The following is a 16,644-nucleotide window of genomic DNA, read 5'->3' as shown; positions in this document are numbered from 1 at the left end:
CCTCCGTCCACAATTTACTCCATGTTCTGTAGGCTCATCAACGTTTGCTTCGCCTGTTCTTGATGTTCTAAGGGTATATATTTAAGTATCTCATTTAATTGTTCTATATAAGTATGACGCATTTCGAATTTGCGCACAAGTCCAAGCTTCTCTTCATACATTTCGAGTATTTGCTCGGCTCGTTTGATGTGCTCATATACCGCCTGCCGGCTGATGTTAAAGTCCGCTGCAATCTCGCCTAATGAGAAATCATCGTGGAAGTAACATTTCAGAAATGTCTGCTGTTTCTCTGTTAACAGCGGCTCATAAAAGTCAAACAGCAGATTCACCCGATTCGTTTTGTCGAGCATATTCTCCTCTTTCACCTGAGCAACTCCCTCCGTCAAGGAAAAGTCCTTTACAGCAATTCAACATCACCTATCTTACTGAAAATAAAAGAAGATGTCAAGGCTTTTACCTTAACATCTTCGAATAATTAATTTATGGGTAAGACATACAGCAGAATAGCGAAGAAATGAGCTGCTGAGCCTGCTAAGACGAACATATGCCATATCGCATGATGGAATGGAAATCCCCGCCATACATAGAAGACCGTTCCAAGCGTATACAATAACCCGCCAACAACGAGGAGTACAATTCCCCCAGTAGCTAAGGTATCCACCAAAGGATTCCACGCCAATACGATTAACCAGCCCATCGCAACATAGAACAACGTGGAGAGAAACAGGAACTTCTTCACAAAGAAAGCTTTAAATACGACGCCTGATATCGCGATGCCCCAGACAATCCCGAACAAGGTCCAACCTAAGCTTCCGCGAACGACAACGAACAGAAACGGCGTGTATGTCCCTGCGATAAATAAGTAAATCGACGCATGATCAAAAATTTCGAACAAATCCTTGACCTTGCCTTCGGGAAAACTATGCACCAACGTCGACGAAGCATAGAGCAGCAGCATCGTTATCCCATAGATCGTGAAACTCACGACATGCCACGCCGTACCGAAGAGGCTCGAGAAAACGATAAGCAGCGCTAAAGCCGCAATGCTCAGAAATGCTCCGATTCCGTGAGTAATGGCATTTGCAATTTCTTCGCGTCTTGAATACGTGTAGGTGTCTGCCATACTGCACTTCCTTTCTTTCCAGTGGTATTTCATTCGTATACGCATCCTAGGCGAATGTGCGATTGTTATTCCTAGTCTACTCTACTTTTTCTTCGTTTTCCAATTCTTCAGCGTCACGGATTAAGCCAGCGAATAACGCATGGACAAATTGTTCGGAATCAAATTCCTGCAAGTCGTCCATTTTCTCGCCTAATCCAATGTATTTCACCGGCAGGTTCAACTCCTGACGAATGGCAATGACGATGCCGCCTTTGGCCGTTCCATCCAGCTTCGTAAGCACCAAGCCGGTAACGCCGCTCTTCTCACCGAACAACTTCGCTTGACTAAGCGCATTTTGCCCCGTTGTTGCATCAAGAACCATAAGTACTTCATGCGGAGCTCCAGGAATTTCACGTTGAATCACGCGGTAGATTTTGTTCAATTCATCCATCAAATTGGATTTGTTCTGTAGACGGCCTGCAGTATCGCAGAGGAGCACATCCACTCCGCGCTGCTTCGCCGCTTGAACCGCATCGAACATCACCGCTGCAGGATCTGAGCCCGATTGCTGCTTAATCACATCCACACCAACACGTTGTCCCCATACTTCAAGTTGTTCGATCGCTCCCGCACGGAATGTATCTCCGGCTGCCAGAAGCACCTTCTTACCCTCTTGCTTGAAGCGGTGAGCCAGCTTACCGATCGTCGTTGTTTTACCAACGCCGTTCACGCCTACGAACAAGATGACCGTAATGCCGTCCTTGTTCATTTGAAGGCCTGTATTCTCTTCGCTGCGGAGTAATCCGATAAGCTTCTCCGACAGCACAGGTTGTAATTCTGCGGCATCCTCTATTTTGCGTTTACGAACCTCAGATCGCAAATCATCGATCAATTTCATGACCGTGTTGACGCCAACATCCGCCCCGATTAGAATTTCTTCCAACTCTTCATAGAAGTCTTCATCAATTTTCTTCCGACGCGTAATCAAATCTTGCACTTTCTCGACTAACGCGGTCCGCGTCTTGCTTAAGCCATCCTTGAAGACATTCGTCACGGATTCCGTTTTCTTCGAAATGCTCTCTTTTAGCTTCTTAAAAAAGCTCATGGTACCCCTCCATCTAAGTCAAAGATGCTATATATATCTAGGCGATTTCGGCTTCCTCATCCTCTAATTTAACCGAGACAAGCTTCGAAACGCCGCCTTCCTCCATCGTGACGCCATATAGTACATCGGCCTCTTCCATCGTTCCCTTCCGGTGGGTAACGACGATAAATTGCGTCTGTTCCGAGAATTCTCGAAGATACTGGGCAAAACGGGTTACGTTCGCTTCATCCAACGCCGCTTCCACTTCATCGAGTACGCAGAACGGTACTGGCTTGACTTGCAAAATCGCGAATAACAGCGCCATGGCCGTTAATGCCCGTTCTCCACCGGACAGCAATTGCAAATTCTGCAGCTTTTTGCCCGGCGGTTGAGCAACAATATCGATCCCTGTATCCAAGATGCGATCCGGCTCAATCATGACAAGATCTGCGCGCCCGCCTCCGAACAATTTCGAGAAGACAATCACAAACTCACGGCGGATGGCATCGAACGTCTCTTTAAACCGCTTCGCCATCTCCTCATCCATTTCACGAATGACTTGATACAACGTCGTCTTCGCTTCGATGAGATCATCCTTCTGCTCACTTAGGAATACGAATCGTTCGTTCACACGTTGGAATTCCTCAATTGCCCCTAAGTTCACATCGCCAAGCGCAGATATTTTACGTTTGAGCTCACGTACTTCATTCTGTGTACCCAGAATATCTTCTGGTACAGGATACCGGAATTTCGCGAGCTCGAAGCTTAATTCATACTCTTCGCTTAGCTTCTTCAAGATATTATCAAGCTCGACATCTAATCGGTTCACTTGAATCTCCGTCTGACGAAGTTGTTCCTCAACACGCTTCAATGCGGTTCGCTGTTCCTTCGTTTCACTTTCCTCAAGCTCCAGCTTTTTGACCCATTCCGCACGCTCAGCACGTTTGAAATCAATTTGCTCAGATGTCTTATCTTTTTGAATTTTATAATGGTTCAAATCTTCCCGCTGTTTCACACTTTCGCGTTCATACACCGTGAAATCCTCTTGAATTCGCGCAAGCGCTTGTTGGTTCGTCGTTAAATCACGAATATAACCTGATTTCTCTTCCCGGACACGCTTGAGCTGCTCTTGCAAAGAGAATTTCTCTTGATCCCATTTCCCGGCTTGAACCTTCAGATCCGTTAATTGCGATTGAAGCTCTTCCTTCGCCGATTCATTCGATTTGCGTGTAGACTCTGCGGCTTGAATGGCTGCTTGAATGCGCGCTTCTTCGACTTGGAAGGTGGCAAGCTTCTCCTCTGAACGTTTACGACCGGTTACGAAGTCCTCTGATTCCTTCGAGTAACCGTCATTTTCTTGGAAAATCACGGCCAGTTGTTCGCTGACATGGCGAGCTTCATGTTCAAGCTGCTTCATATCCGCTGCATACTGCTGCTCTTCCATGCGTTTCTCTTCCGTCTTCTCACGAAGCTTCTCCAGACGTTGTTGAATGGAAGCACTCTCTTGCTTCATGTCTTTGACGCCGCCATGCAGCTTCGCTAATTGAGCTTCCGTCTGTTTGATTTCCGCATCTAACTGTTCAATCTGCCGATTCCGGCCCAGTAGACTTGTATTCTTTTTATGAACACTACCCCCGGTCATGGAACCGCCGGCATTGACAACATCGCCTTCCAGGGTCACCACGCGGAACCGATATTGACACTTCGCAGCAATTTTATTGGCTTGCTCCAGCGTCTCTGAGATCACGACATTGCCTAGGAGACTGCCTAGAATAGCGTTATATTTGGAATCAAATTGAACCAGATCAACACCTATACCGACAAAACCTTCTTCGCCGTTTAATAGACGACGGTCACTATCCGATATCGTACGCGGACGTATAACACTCAGTGGTAAGAAGGTTGCGCGTCCCAATTGACGACGTTTGAGAAAACCGATGGCTTCCCGCGAAAGGGCTTCATTCTCCATGACGACATGCTGCATAGATGCACCCAAAGCCGTCTCCATCGCAGTCTCTAACTTCTCAGGAACCGTAATTAATTCAGCGATGGCTCCGTGAACACCCTGCAGTGCACCTTTACGAGAGGCCTTCAATACTTCCTTAACCCCGAGCATGAAGCCGTCAAAATCATCCTGAAGCTCTTTCATCGTATCGCGACGCGACACAATCGAATCTAACTTTTGTTCCCATTTACGAGCCGTAAGCTGCGCTTCTTCCAGTAAACGTTGGACCTCGCGCAGACGTTCGCTTTCTGTAATATATTGATTACGCAGTGACTCCACAGCTTCAGCCGCTTGAGCCAATTGCGAAGTTAATGCTTTGGCTTTGGCATCGAACACTTTTTTCTGTTCGGTCAGCTTGGACTCTTCACCTTCGATTCGCTCCATCCGTCGTCCCAACGTCTCACGCTGTTGGTCGATATAACGAATCTCATTTCGAAGCTGCGCCATTTCATTCATGACGTCCAGAAGTTCGCCTTTCAAGCTTTCTTCCGCCTGAACACTCGTCCCACCACTAACACCCACAAGCCGGGTTTCTTCTGCGGACAATCGATTCTTCAAATCTGTAAGCTGTGCTTCGATCTCTTGCAGCTTGTCTTTGCAGTTCTGTTCCTCAGCTTCTTTATCCTGCATTCGACGTTCATGCATCTCGAGCGACTGGGTTAATTGCTGCTCATTTTGCTTTAAGTTCTTATGGCGCTCCTTCAGCACTTCGCCGAAGCCTTCGCATTTCTCGAACTCTTCACTATACTGGAGCAACGCATGCTGCAATTTATCTAATTCTTCTTCAAGCTTACGCATTTCAACCCGATGCTTCTCCAAATGAGCATCATGTTGACTAACCACCGTCGAGAATTCCAGCTCTTCCTTTTTCAGCGTCGCCAGTTTCTCATTTGCTTCTTGCCATGAACTGTGAATTTGTTCAATTTGATACACGTACATGGAGATTTCTTGGGTCTTTAACTGATTGCGAAGCTCTTTATAGAGAACCGCCTTCTCGGATTGCTCACGAAGAGGTTCAATTTGATCTTCCAATTCACTTACTAAATCATGAATACGCAGTAAATTCTGCTCCGTGTCATCGAGTTTGCGCTGCGCTTCTTTTTTACGAGATTTATATTTGACAATCCCTGAAGCTTCCTCAAAAATACCCCGACGATCCTCAGAACGCGTACTTAATATTTCTTCAATTCGGCCCTGTCCAATAATGGAGTAAGCTTCTTTACCAATCCCTGTGTCCATGAATAGTTCTGTAATATCTTTGAGACGACAGGCTTGTTTATTAATTAAATATTCACTTTCTCCGCTGCGATGGACCCGGCGTGTCACAGTCACTTCGTTAAAATCAAGCGGGAGCGCCTGATCGGTATTATCGAGTGTTAGCGATACTTCACCAAAATTCACCGCTTTACGCGCATCACTGCCCGCAAAAATAATGTCTTCCATCTTGCCGCCACGCAAGCTTTTAGCACTTTGTTCCCCGAGCACCCAACGGATACCGTCCGAGATATTACTCTTTCCGCTTCCGTTCGGCCCGACGACTGCAGTAATCCCCTGGACAAATTCCAATTCGGTTTTATCTGCAAAAGATTTAAAGCCAGCGAGCTCAATCCGTTTCAAGAACATCGTTCATTATTCACCTCATTACCTATTGTAACACAAGTCGAAACGGTTAAGCTGTTCGTCCATAGGACGGCACCGCTTCTTGGAGGAATTCAACTGAATCTTACATGTACGAGCCTTTTCACAAAGAAGAGCAAAAGGAGCGCACGTCTTCACCCGTGAAGGTTTACCGCCCCGCTGCTCTTTTGCTCTTGGTCACCATCTTATTGTTCTATGACTTGGGATTCGCTAAGCGTTCAAGCGCCTGTGCGGCTGCTTGTTGTTCCGCTTCTTTCTTCGAACGCCCTGATCCACGTCCAAGACATTCATCGCTCATATGTACTTCAGATACAAATTCACGTTCATGTGCTGGGCCGCGTTCCTCCACGATACGATACTCGAGGACGCCCATGTTATGCTGCTGTGTATATTCTTGAAGGCGGGTCTTATAATCGTTAATTTGCATCTTTCCATCATTGGACAATTGTCTGAATACATAGGTATTCAGAAATGTTCGCACAACCTCCAACCCTTGATCCAAATACAATGCGCCAACAAATGATTCGAATACATCCGCAAGCAATGCAGGACGCATCCGTCCTCCCGTTAATTCTTCGCCTTTACCTAACAATACGTATTGACCGAATTGCAAGGATTCCGCAAATTTCACGAGAGAAGGTTCACACACAATCGCTGCCCGTAACTTGGTCAGTTCACCTTCTGGACGGTTAGGGTAGGCTTGGAATAGAAATTCCGACACCGTAAGTTCAAGCACGGCGTCACCTAGAAACTCTAACCGTTCATTATCTTGATGCTGACCGAACCGATGTTCATTGACATACGATGCATGCGTGAAGGCCTGCTTTAATAATGGTCGATTTTTGAACTGAATATTTAAGCTTTGTTGTAAATGCTTCAAATCCGCACTCAAAAGTTTGGCTCCTTACGCTTCGTATTTCTTCAGGACAATCGTCGCGTTATGACCGCCAAAGCCGAATGAATTCGACATCACAATATTTAAGTCCGCTTTACGCGGTACATTTGGAACGTAATCGAGATCACATTCTGGATCTTGATTGTCCAAATTGATGGTCGGTGCAATAACGCCATGTTCTAAAGATAGTCCGCAAATAACCGCCTCAACACCGCCTGCAGCGCCAAGTAAATGGCCTGTCATCGACTTCGTCGAGCTGACTGCTACTTCATGAGCATGATCGCCTAGCGCGATTTTGATCGCGGTTGTTTCCGATTTATCACCTACAGGTGTAGATGTTCCGTGTGCATTGATATAATCTACGTCTTCTGGTGCAATCTCAGCATCTTGAATCGCTTTGATCATACAACGAGCTGCTCCAGTTGGATCCGGTTCTGTCATGTGATGCGCATCTCCGCTCATCCCGTAACCGATAACCTCACCATAAATATGTGCGCCGCGCTTCTGCGCATGTTCGAGAGACTCCAGGACAAGAACCCCAGCACCTTCACCCATAACGAATCCATCGCGTCCCGTATCAAACGGGCGGCTTGCCTTCTCTGGTTCGTCATTGCGGGTGGACATGGCACGCATTGCGCAAAATCCTGCCATCCCTGTTGGACGGATCGTAGCTTCTGCTCCACCGCAGACCATCACATCAGCGTCTCCGCGTTGAATCAGACGATACGAGTCTCCAATGGAGTGTGTTCCTGTTGCACAAGCTGTAACCGTTGTGCTGTTCGGACCCTTCGCACCGAGAATCATGGAGACTTGTCCAGAGCCCATGTTCGCGATCATCATCGGAATAAAGAATGGACTCACACGTTTTGGCCCTTTCTCAAGAAGCTTGTTATGCTCGTCTTCCCAAGTTCCAAGACCGCCAATCCCTGATCCAATCATCACGCCTACGCGTTCAGGATCTGTATCTTCTTGAATATTTAATTTCGCATTTTCTACAGCCTTCAAGCTTGCTGCTACCGCGAACTGTACGAAACGGTCCATGCGGCGCGCTTCTTTCTTATCCATGTAATCCTCAGGATTAAAATCCTTTATGGATGCTGCAATTTGTGTAGGGTATTCGCTTACATCAAATGCCTCTACATGCGATACTCCGGACTTCCCTTCCATCAGGTTATTCCAGAATGTATTTAAATCTGTACCCAGGGATGTCATAACACCCATTCCCGTAACAACAACTCTTTGCTTCAAACACAATCACCTCTATATAGACTGCAAATCTGCATTTATAATAATAGCTATGTAAACCAAGTGTGGTAATCCAGATAATGAGGAGAAGTCCCGTTGTAATAACGGGACTAAGTTAGGTTTAAGTATGCGACTGTATGTACTTCACAACTTCACCAACAGTAGTAATCTTCTCTGCATCTTCATCAGAGATTTCCATATCAAACTCATCTTCCAATTCCATTACTAACTCAACGACATCGAGAGAATCAGCGCCAAGGTCATCTTTGAAAGATGCTTCAAGTGTAACTTCTGCCTCATCAACGCCTAAACGATCGATAACGATACGTTTTACGCGATCAATTACTTCGGACATCCGGTTCACCTCCTCTTTGGTATTATACGAGAATCTTAACTAAATTACCATACAATAGAGCAGTAAAATTCCCTGGTACCTAAAAATCCCAACGGTACCAATATACTACATGTACATGCCACCGTCCACATGGAGGGTTTGGCCTGTCATATAAGCTGCGTCATCTGAAGCTAAGAAGCGGACCGCTTTTGCGATCTCTTCCGGCTGCCCCAGACGAGCGAGCGGGATTTGACCTAACATCTGTGTACGCAATTCTTCTGGCAGCCTATCGGTCATATCTGTCTCGATAAATCCAGGAGCAACACAGTTCACTGTAATACCACGAGAAGCAAGTTCACGTGCGGAAGCTTTCGTTAATCCAATAACACCTGCTTTTGCCGCAACATAGTTCGCCTGACCGGGATTACCCAACACGCCTACAACGGAAGAAATGTTAATGATTCGGCCTGAGCGTTGTTTCATCATCGGACGTGTGACTGCTTTAACGCAATTAAACACGCCTTTCAAATTCGTCTCAATGACCGCATCGAATTCTTCTTCCTTCATGCGCATAATTAAATTATCTCTTGTAATGCCGGCATTATTCACCAAGATATCTACACGGCCAAATTGATCGAGTACTTGCTTGATCAATGCGTCCGCTTCTTCGGTTTTGCCGACATTTGCTTGGACAGCGACAGCCTTGCGACCAAGCGCCGTAATAGCTTCCACGACTTCTGCAGCAGCAGCCTGACTCCCTGCATAGTTCACAACGACATCTGCGCCGTTATGAGCCAATTCAAGCGCAATCGAACGGCCAATACCGCGTGACGCACCTGTAACTACTGCAACTTTTCCATCTAATGTATTCGACATCGATCATCTCTCCTCCTCTACATCATGTACAACTCTAGGCAACCTTAGACGAAAGCTTCGTCAGATTAGGAGAAGAGTTCCCCTTCCAAGGCGGCAAGGCTATTCACGGATACAATGCGTACATTCTTATCGATCTTCTTAATGAGTCCTGCAAGAACAGATCCCGATCCGATTTCAATGAATGTATCTACACCTTGTTCCATCAAAAAGCGCACGCTGTCTTCCCACAGAACAGGGGAATACACCTGCTCAACCAGCAACTGGCGAATTTGCTCAGCCTCTATAACGGGCTGCGCCGTCACATTCGCGATGACCGGCACGGATGCGTTATTCATCGCTACCGAATGTAATGCATCTCCCAATTTCTCGGAAGCGGATTTCATGAGCGAAGAATGGAACGGACCGCTCACTTCCAAAGGAATGACACGCTTCGCGCCAATTTCTTTGCCGCGAGCAACAACACCCTCCACGCCTTCTTTGCTGCCAGAGACAACAATTTGTCCTGGGCAATTGACGTTAGCTAGTTCTACGACACCTGTGTCCGTTGTTACTTGTGCACACAAATTCGACAATGCCTCACGATCAGCGCCGAGTACAGCAGCCATAGCGCCTTGGCCATTTGGAACAGCTTCTTCCATGTATTGACCGCGAGCACGCACGATAGCTACAGCATCATCAAAGGACAATACACCAGCTACAACGAGCGCACTATATTCACCTAAGCTATGTCCTGCAACATAGTCGGGTGTGATCCCTTTAGACTTAAGGGCTTCATAGTATGCCACGCTCGTTGTTAACAAGGCTGGTTGCGTGTTAACGGTTTTCTTCAAATCGGTATCCGGACCGTTAAAAATTATATCTGTAAGCGAAAAACCTAATACTTCATCTGCACGATCGTAGATGCTGCGAGCAGCCTCCACTGTATCATAAGCGTCTTTCCCCATGCCAACGGCTTGCGCCCCTTGACCGGGGAATACAAATGCGATCTTCGACAAAATTAAAAGCTCCTTTCCAGTCGTGCCCCATTCTACTCGTCATGCTATATGAATTAAGAAATAAATAGCCTCTACCTAATTACCATACAATGACCGAAGCACCCCATGTTAAACCGCCGCCAAATCCAACAAGAACAACACAGTCTCCTTCTTGCAAGCGTCCTTCTTCGTCCGCTTCCGCTAAAGCTAACGGAATCGAAGCTGCGGAAGTATTCGCATATTTTGGCAAATTAATCATGCATTTCTCTTCCGGTAAATTCAAACGGTTGATGGATGCTTGAATAATCCGAATATTCGCTTGGTGCGGAATGAGAAGATCGATATCTTCTTTGGTCATATCCGCTTTGGCCAGCGCCTCTTCTGCTGCGTTCCCCATCGTGCGAACCGCGAATTTAAATACTTCGCCGCCAGCCATATGAATGTAATGCTTCTTGCCTTCGATGGTCTCGACCGTAGCCGGCAAGCGCGATCCGCCGCCGCTTAATGTCAACAACTCACCGCCGGATCCATCGGCACCCAGCTCAAAGGATTTAAATCCGCGGCCTTCAGGCACAACCCCAAGGACGACCGCTCCAGCTCCGTCGCCGAATAATACACAGGTATTGCGATCAGTGTAATCCGTGATGCGAGACAAGCATTCTGCTCCGATCACTAGCGCTTTCTGATACATGCCTGTCGTAATGAAATTATTCGCTGTTGCCAGACCGTAAATAAATCCCGAGCAAGCCGCGGACAAATCGAACGCCGCTGCTTTTTTCGCGCCAAGTTTATCTTGAAGAATACATGCTGTCGATGGGAACATCGTGTCTGGCGTGACTGTCGATACGATGATGAGATCAATCTCGTCTGCCGTTACGCCCGCTTTCTCCATCGCAGCAAGCGCTGCATGATAAGCCAAATCCGATGTTGCTTGATCTTCCGCCGCAATCCGGCGTTCTTTCATCCCGGTGCGCGTCACGATCCACTCATCGTTCGTCTCCACCATTTTCTCCAGATCCGCATTCGTCAGGATGCGTTCTGGCACATACTTGCCGGTTCCCAAAATTCCAACTGGACGCAAATTCATTCTACAACACTCACTTCCTGCTAATTTCCGCTGAGATCGTCTGGATCAATTGATTCTGAATCGCTACTCTCGCCTGACGCACGGCATTCTTCACGGCATTTGCATCGGAAGAACCATGCGCTTTGATCACAAGACCGTTCAGACCTAACAAAGGGGCACCGCCGTGCTCTTTGTAATCCATCGTTTTCTTCAGACCTTTCAAGCCTGGCATCATGATGGCCGCTGCTAATTTCGTGAACACATTCTTCGTAAATTCTCGCTTCAAGACAGACAATAACGATCCCGCTGTCCCCTCCAGCGTCTTCAGTAAGATGTTCCCAACAAAACCGTCACATACAAGGACGTCACAGTTCCGCTCCAACACATCACGGGATTCCACATTCCCGACGAACTTGATTGGAGCTTCCTCCAAGAGCGGATACGTTGCTTTCGTTAACTCATTCCCTTTCATCGCTTCCGTACCGACATTCAACAGACCCACACGCGGATTGTTCATGCCATGTACCTTCGAGCGATAGACACTTGCCATTATCGCATATTGTACCAAATGCTCAGGTTTCGCATCCATGTTCGCGCCTAAGTCAAGGGCCAACACCCCTACTTCATCCATCGTAGGAAGCATAGGCGCCAGAGCAGGCCGTTCAATCCCTTCCATACGGCCGACGATTAATAATCCAGTCGTCATTAATGCTCCTGTATTTCCTGCAGAGATCATGGCGTCAGCTTGTCCCTCACGGACCAAGCGCCCTGCAACGACCATGGATGCATCCTTCTTCCGTCGAACGGCCTTCACAGGCTCATCTTCCGGACCAATAACCTCCGTACAATGATGAATATGTAAGTTACCCAATTTCACCGTCACTAGCGGTTCAATCTGAGCCGCATCACCAACGAGAATGATGTCAATATCACTCCATGTTTGCGCCGCGATGATTGCACCTTCCACGTTCGAAGCCGGAGCATGATCCCCACCCATTGCATCTATGGCGATCTTCATGATTCGTTCCCTCCCTCGATGTTCGCTTCATGCGTGGTTCGATATATAATAAAGTTGCCTTGGAATACCATTTCCTCTCCTACGTAAGAGAAGACTTCAACCTTAGCCTTTCCCTTCTGTCCAGAAATGGAACGCACATAAGCCTTCGCAATACATTTCTCACCTAAATGAACGGAACGGATAAAACGTATATCTGCCGAGGCCGTTAAGGCAATCTCTTCATTTATCACCGCAACTGCTAATGAATTCGCTTGTGCAAATATATGATGTCCGCGAGCAATCATCGTTCGGGAGAACACATGCTCAGGTTTAATTTCAAAGATGGATATGCCGCTGCGATCGAGCTGCAAATCTACGATATCCCCTATCACCTCATGTAAAGGCAAAGAGCGAACTTGGTCATAGGAGCGTTCTGCCATCATCTTCAGACGTTCGCGCAGTTCCGGAATGGCGAGTTCCATGCGATCCAATCGAATCGTCTGTATGCTTACTTTCAGCTGGCGAGTCAGCTCTTGATCCGTCACGAACGGATTCTCTTCAATGATCTTCACGAGCAACTGCTGCCGCTGTCTCTTAGGTAAACGTTCGATAGGTTTATACCGCCTTTCATACTAGTTCCCTTTTTTAGAACCAGGTACTAGGTAATAGTATAGTGAATTCGAACCGAAAAAGAAAGCTTTTGGGCAAAAAAAATAGCACCTCATCTTTCGATGAAGTACTACTTATGCGTTGTTATTGCTTGATGATTTCTCTTGCTTTGTAAGTTCCGCAAACTTTGCAAACGTGGTGAGCTAGTTTTAACTCTCCGCATTGTTCACATTTTACCATTCCAGGTACCGCCAATTTAAAGTGAGTACGACGTTTGTCACGACGTGTTTTGGACGTTCTTCTTTGAGGTACTGCCATGTGTTCCCACCTCCTTACCAAAATTACATTCTGTTCTAACGTTACTGTTACGCGCCAATCAGATTAATCTTGCTTGAAGAAATCCTTTAGCGCGGCAAGCCGCGGATCAATCTTCTCGTTGGAACAACCGCAAGGCTGTTCGTTCCGGTTGATTCCGCAGGTCGGACATAATCCCTTGCAATCCTCAATACATAACGGAGCATATGGAAGGCTCATGTACATTTCCTCTTCCACATACGACTCGAGATTAATCTTCTCTTCCGTGACGACCGTAATATCTTCGTCTTCGTTCATCTCCTCAGGAGATTCCGCTAGTTTGAACCGTTCATGGAACGGAATGACGTAGTTTTTCGTTACCGGAGTGAGGCAACGCGAACATTGCATCTTCAACTCTGCGGTTAACTCTCCTTGTACATCAATGACTCCGCCCAACACAGGACGTGCTTCTAAGTCAACCTTCACCGGACTGATATATGTAATATCTTGTCGTCCTTCGATGATTCGGTTCAAATTGATGGATTGATGGAAGTTTACTGCCGTATCTTTTGACATGAGTTCACGAAAATTTAAGTACATAACATCACTCCAAACAAACAAAAATTATTATATCGATTTTACTAGGGTTTTGTCAACATGTTATAGTAAGTCTAACATCTTTAACTAAGACCCGAAAGGATGAAAATCGGTGAAAACCGTTGGAATCGTTGTTGAATATAACCCGTTACATAACGGTCATCTCTATCATTTCCAGCAATCGAAAATCAAATCCGAGGCTGATGCTGTCGTCGCTGTCATGAGCGGACATTTTCTGCAGAGAGGTGAACCCGCGATTGTCGACAAATGGGCACGTGCCGAAATGGCGCTTGCCATGGGCGTCGATATGGTCATCGAGCTCCCGACGGCGTATGCAGTGCAACCCGCCGAATGGTTCGCCTACGGCGCAGTAAGCCTGCTGGACGCAACAGGCGTCGTAGACGCGCTGTGCTTCGGCAGCGAGCATGGCGAGCTGTCGCTCTTGCAGCAGCTCGCGCAGCTGCTGCACCGCGAGCCCGCCGGGCTCGGCGACGCCGTGCGCGCCGAGCTCCGCCGCGGCGCGAGCTACCCGGCCGCGTTCGCGGCAGCGGCCGGGCAATACGCCGCCCAGGCGGCGTCCCTTGGCGGCGATGCGGAAGCGCTCGCCGCCTTGCTCAAGCAGCCCAACAATTCGTTGGGGCTGCACTATCTCATCGCGCTGCTGCGCCTGCAGAGCGATATCGTGCCCTTGACGGTAGCCAGGCATGTCGCCGGCTACCACGAGCAGCGCATCACAGATGCGCAGATCGCAAGCGCAACGGCACTGCGCCGCTTGCTTACAGAGAACAACGGCGACCTTGCGCCGCTCGCACCTTTCGTGCCCTCTTCCACCTTGCAGATTCTGCAACGGGAATGGGAAGCTGGGCGCGGTCCGATCACTTGGGAGAATTATGCCGCTCCCTTGTTCCATACCTTACTCCAGCAAGATGCAGCCGCACTTGCATCGCATCACGAAGTAACCGAAGGACTGGAGCAGCGTATTCTGCAATCCTTGCCATCCCTTCCAGCCCTAACGGTGGGAGACCTGCTCGACACGCTCAAAACCAAACGTTACACGCGAACTAAATTGCAGCGAACGCTTACTCATTTATTGTTGAATCATCCCAAGGCTGAATTAACACCAGATAAGCTTCAGCATGGCGTATCGTATATCCGGGTTCTCGGCTTCTCCACCCGAGGACAAGCCTTGTTGAAAGAAATGAAGAAGAAAGCGAAACTTCCCGTGATTACGAACGCGCCTGATGCATCCGTATCTGAACATCCATACTTTGGATTCGATTTACGTGCAACAGCAATTTATGCTTCAGCTTACCACAATCAAGCGAATCCTGCACGCGCCTTGTTTCGAGACTATTATGAACCGCCGATTCGATATCTAATCTAAAACCTACTTCTAATCGCGGTCGCTCATCTTCGGATGCCTCAATACAGAGCGAAAAATGAACGGACTCAGGAGCCTTAATTGTGCAAAAAGCACCCAAAATGCAAGGTGAACGGACTCAGGAGACCTTATCATGCTAAACATAAGCTATATACTCATGATTAGCATGGAATAAGGGACTCTCTGTCCGCAAACGCAGCTAATCTGTGAGCATAGCACACAATAAGGTCTCTCATGTCCGCGAGCTTAATCATTCATCAAGAATTCGCAGTCTGTGTATAAACCCCAAGTAGCTAACCGTTTAGGATTAATGCTATAGGTTTACACAATAAAGAATCGTCCGGTGATCTGCTGCTTAGGGCTTTTTTTCAAAGTATACAAAATTGGGGCTTGACCAGATTTCCCCTGACAGTTTTTGTTATTTCCCTTTCACAGGTAACGCTTCAAGATACTTCAATGCCTCGTCTACCGTGGAAACTTTAACAAGCTTCATGTCCGTCTTCATGGTATCGTATTTCTTTTTCGCTTCATCATAATTCTGGGCTGGAGCGAAGAAAATATCGGCTTTCTCCCGATCTGCAGCTACAATTTTATGCGGAATCCCGCCAATAGGCCCAACCGTTCCATCCGGGCTCATCGTGCCTGTACCCGCAATACGATATCCTTTGCTCAAATCCCCGGGCGTTAATTGGTTGTATAATTCAAGCGTGAACATCAAACCAGCAGATGGCCCACCAATGTCTTTCAACTTAAATTCAATTTCCTTATCGCTGTCGCGTGGAACAACCTTCTGTTCAATCCCAAAGTTCACGCCCATTCCCGGACGCGTATTTCCTTTTTCATCTTTCAACGCGATCAGTTCCACGGTTACATCCGTTTCTTTTTTGTTCCGAAGCACTTTTCCTTTCAGGACATCGCCGACCTTTTTCGTTTTTAACAAGTTTATCAATTCGTCATACTCTTTGAAGGTAACGCCATCCAGACTAAGCAGCTGATCCCCGCTCTGAAAATCATTTTTTGTCGCTAATTTTGGATTATTATAAATAATAACAAGTTTATCCATCTTGATATCAAACGGAATTTTCGCATGAACATAGGCGGATACAATCGCATTTGTCTGAGAATTGCTCATGTTAAAAATCTGTTCTGTCGCATATTCCTGCTCTGTTCTGCCGCCTAAATTTTCTTTGGCAAGCTGCTCATTTTTATCCAGCACCGAACCGAGCATTAAAGCAACATTCGCTTTTTTACGCAGCACCGTCGTCAGCATAAATGTCCCTTTTTCTTCGGTGTCCCCGTTTTTCACACTCACGAACGGCTTGATATCTTCCGCACTTCCCGGCTCATAAATGACGTAAGGCGTTGGTAAAAACACGAGAACATAAATTACAATAATTAGTCCAAACATGTAAGTCAGCAGCTTCAAATTGCTGTTGCGGGCTGCTTTTCGATTATATGAATCCATTCCCATCGCCCTTTCGGTTGGCATACGCCTAGGTCTAAATGCTCGTCTCTTGGCGTAGACATGTACTATTCCTGTTTATGCT

15 protein-coding genes and 1 pseudogene are annotated in these 16,644 nt (G+C 47.1%); 1 reads left to right on the top strand and 15 read right to left on the bottom strand.

What is annotated here, in order from left to right; all coding sequences use genetic code 11:
• Nucleotides 1-14: 14 nt before the first annotated feature.
• The 14 genes and pseudogenes from BVG16_RS13985 to BVG16_RS13920 all read right to left on the bottom strand — a co-directional run bounded on the left by BVG16_RS13985 (nucleotide 15) and on the right by BVG16_RS13920 (nucleotide 13,719).
• On the bottom strand, nucleotides 15-365 hold the full coding sequence (locus tag BVG16_RS13985; protein WP_078499292.1) for a putative DNA-binding protein: 351 nt from the start codon (nucleotides 363-365) through the stop codon (nucleotides 15-17).
• A 110-nt stretch (nucleotides 366-475) separates the two neighbouring features.
• The gene (trhA, locus tag BVG16_RS13980; RefSeq protein WP_078499291.1) at nucleotides 476-1,123 is read right to left on the bottom strand and encodes a PAQR family membrane homeostasis protein TrhA; all 648 of its coding nucleotides are present in this window, start codon (nucleotides 1,121-1,123) and stop codon (nucleotides 476-478) included.
• A gap of 76 nt (nucleotides 1,124-1,199) precedes the next feature.
• Nucleotides 1,200-2,207 (bottom strand): signal recognition particle-docking protein FtsY, encoded by a 1,008-nt coding sequence (ftsY, locus tag BVG16_RS13975; RefSeq protein ID WP_078499290.1) that lies wholly within the window; start codon nucleotides 2,205-2,207, stop codon nucleotides 1,200-1,202.
• A gap of 37 nt (nucleotides 2,208-2,244) precedes the next feature.
• Nucleotides 2,245-5,814: a chromosome segregation protein SMC gene (gene smc / locus BVG16_RS13970; protein ID WP_078499289.1), complete on the bottom strand. Its 3,570-nt coding sequence runs from the start codon at nucleotides 5,812-5,814 to the stop codon at nucleotides 2,245-2,247.
• Between the two features lie 208 nt (nucleotides 5,815-6,022).
• The gene (gene rnc / locus BVG16_RS13965) at nucleotides 6,023-6,721 is read right to left on the bottom strand and encodes a ribonuclease III (RefSeq protein ID WP_078499288.1); all 699 of its coding nucleotides are present in this window, start codon (nucleotides 6,719-6,721) and stop codon (nucleotides 6,023-6,025) included.
• A 12-nt stretch (nucleotides 6,722-6,733) separates the two neighbouring features.
• A complete protein-coding gene (gene fabF / locus BVG16_RS13960) occupies nucleotides 6,734-7,972 on the bottom strand; it encodes a beta-ketoacyl-ACP synthase II (protein ID WP_078499287.1) in 1,239 nt (412 codons plus the stop codon).
• A gap of 118 nt (nucleotides 7,973-8,090) precedes the next feature.
• Nucleotides 8,091-8,324 (bottom strand): acyl carrier protein, encoded by a 234-nt coding sequence (gene acpP, locus BVG16_RS13955; RefSeq protein ID WP_078499286.1) that lies wholly within the window; start codon nucleotides 8,322-8,324, stop codon nucleotides 8,091-8,093.
• Between the two features lie 105 nt (nucleotides 8,325-8,429).
• On the bottom strand, nucleotides 8,430-9,179 hold the full coding sequence (fabG, locus tag BVG16_RS13950; RefSeq protein ID WP_078499285.1) for a 3-oxoacyl-ACP reductase FabG: 750 nt from the start codon (nucleotides 9,177-9,179) through the stop codon (nucleotides 8,430-8,432).
• A gap of 65 nt (nucleotides 9,180-9,244) precedes the next feature.
• Nucleotides 9,245-10,174, bottom strand: coding sequence for an ACP S-malonyltransferase (gene fabD / locus BVG16_RS13945; RefSeq protein WP_078499284.1), 930 nt, complete (start codon nucleotides 10,172-10,174; stop codon nucleotides 9,245-9,247).
• A 79-nt stretch (nucleotides 10,175-10,253) separates the two neighbouring features.
• Complete coding sequence (locus BVG16_RS13940) at nucleotides 10,254-11,240, bottom strand: beta-ketoacyl-ACP synthase III (protein WP_078499283.1); 987 nt, start codon at nucleotides 11,238-11,240, stop codon at nucleotides 10,254-10,256.
• Nucleotides 11,241-11,250: 10 nt separating this feature from the next.
• Nucleotides 11,251-12,237 (bottom strand): phosphate acyltransferase PlsX, encoded by a 987-nt coding sequence (gene plsX / locus BVG16_RS13935; protein ID WP_078499282.1) that lies wholly within the window; start codon nucleotides 12,235-12,237, stop codon nucleotides 11,251-11,253.
• A pseudogene (gene fapR, locus BVG16_RS13930) lies at nucleotides 12,224-12,827 on the bottom strand (transcription factor FapR); the annotation flags it as partial. The gene plsX and the pseudogene fapR, both read right to left, overlap by 14 nt.
• A 142-nt stretch (nucleotides 12,828-12,969) precedes the next feature.
• Nucleotides 12,970-13,143, bottom strand: a complete 174-nt coding sequence (gene rpmF, locus BVG16_RS13925; RefSeq protein ID WP_026263995.1) for a 50S ribosomal protein L32 — start codon at nucleotides 13,141-13,143, stop codon at nucleotides 12,970-12,972.
• A 63-nt stretch (nucleotides 13,144-13,206) separates the two neighbouring features.
• Entirely contained in the window at nucleotides 13,207-13,719 is a 513-nt protein-coding gene (locus tag BVG16_RS13920; protein WP_078499281.1) for a YceD family protein, read from the bottom strand.
• Nucleotides 13,720-13,828: 109 nt separating this feature from the next.
• Here BVG16_RS13920 and BVG16_RS13915 point away from each other — a divergent pair, with 109 nt between their 5' ends.
• Nucleotides 13,829-15,100: a nucleotidyltransferase gene (locus tag BVG16_RS13915; RefSeq protein WP_078499280.1), complete on the top strand. Its 1,272-nt coding sequence runs from the start codon at nucleotides 13,829-13,831 to the stop codon at nucleotides 15,098-15,100.
• 415 nt (nucleotides 15,101-15,515) lie between these two features.
• Here the strand turns inward: BVG16_RS13915 and BVG16_RS13910 are convergent, their stop codons facing one another.
• A complete protein-coding gene (locus BVG16_RS13910) occupies nucleotides 15,516-16,562 on the bottom strand; it encodes a YlbL family protein (RefSeq protein ID WP_078499279.1) in 1,047 nt (348 codons plus the stop codon).
• Nucleotides 16,563-16,644: the final 82 nt, after the last annotated feature.

Source organism: Paenibacillus selenitireducens (assembly GCF_002021565.1).
GTDB lineage: Bacteria > Bacillota > Bacilli > Paenibacillales > Paenibacillaceae > Paenibacillus_K > Paenibacillus_K selenitireducens.
The sequence above is the reverse complement of the archived record's forward strand: the minus strand, read 5'-3'. Positions and strand labels throughout refer to the sequence as shown.

Bases quoted from the DNA above. Each gene is read 5' to 3' on its own strand.
- trhA (WP_078499291.1), bottom strand. From the start codon at position 1,123: ATGGCAGACACCTACACGTATTCAAGACGCGAAGAAATTGCAAATGCC.
- ftsY (WP_078499290.1), bottom strand. From the start codon at position 2,207: ATGAGCTTTTTTAAGAAGCTAAAAGAGAGCATTTCGAAGAAAACGGAA.
- smc (WP_078499289.1), bottom strand. From the start codon at position 5,814: ATGTTCTTGAAACGGATTGAGCTCGCTGGCTTTAAATCTTTTGCAGAT.
- acpP (WP_078499286.1), bottom strand. From the start codon at position 8,324: ATGTCCGAAGTAATTGATCGCGTAAAACGTATCGTTATCGATCGTTTA.
- fabG (WP_078499285.1), bottom strand. From the start codon at position 9,179: ATGTCGAATACATTAGATGGAAAAGTTGCAGTAGTTACAGGTGCGTCA.
- BVG16_RS13940 (WP_078499283.1), bottom strand. From the start codon at position 11,240: ATGAATTTGCGTCCAGTTGGAATTTTGGGAACCGGCAAGTATGTGCCA.
- plsX (WP_078499282.1), bottom strand. From the start codon at position 12,237: ATGAAGATCGCCATAGATGCAATGGGTGGGGATCATGCTCCGGCTTCG.
- rpmF (WP_026263995.1), bottom strand. From the start codon at position 13,143: ATGGCAGTACCTCAAAGAAGAACGTCCAAAACACGTCGTGACAAACGT.
- BVG16_RS13920 (WP_078499281.1), bottom strand. From the start codon at position 13,719: ATGTACTTAAATTTTCGTGAACTCATGTCAAAAGATACGGCAGTAAAC.
- BVG16_RS13910 (WP_078499279.1), bottom strand. From the start codon at position 16,562: ATGGATTCATATAATCGAAAAGCAGCCCGCAACAGCAATTTGAAGCTG.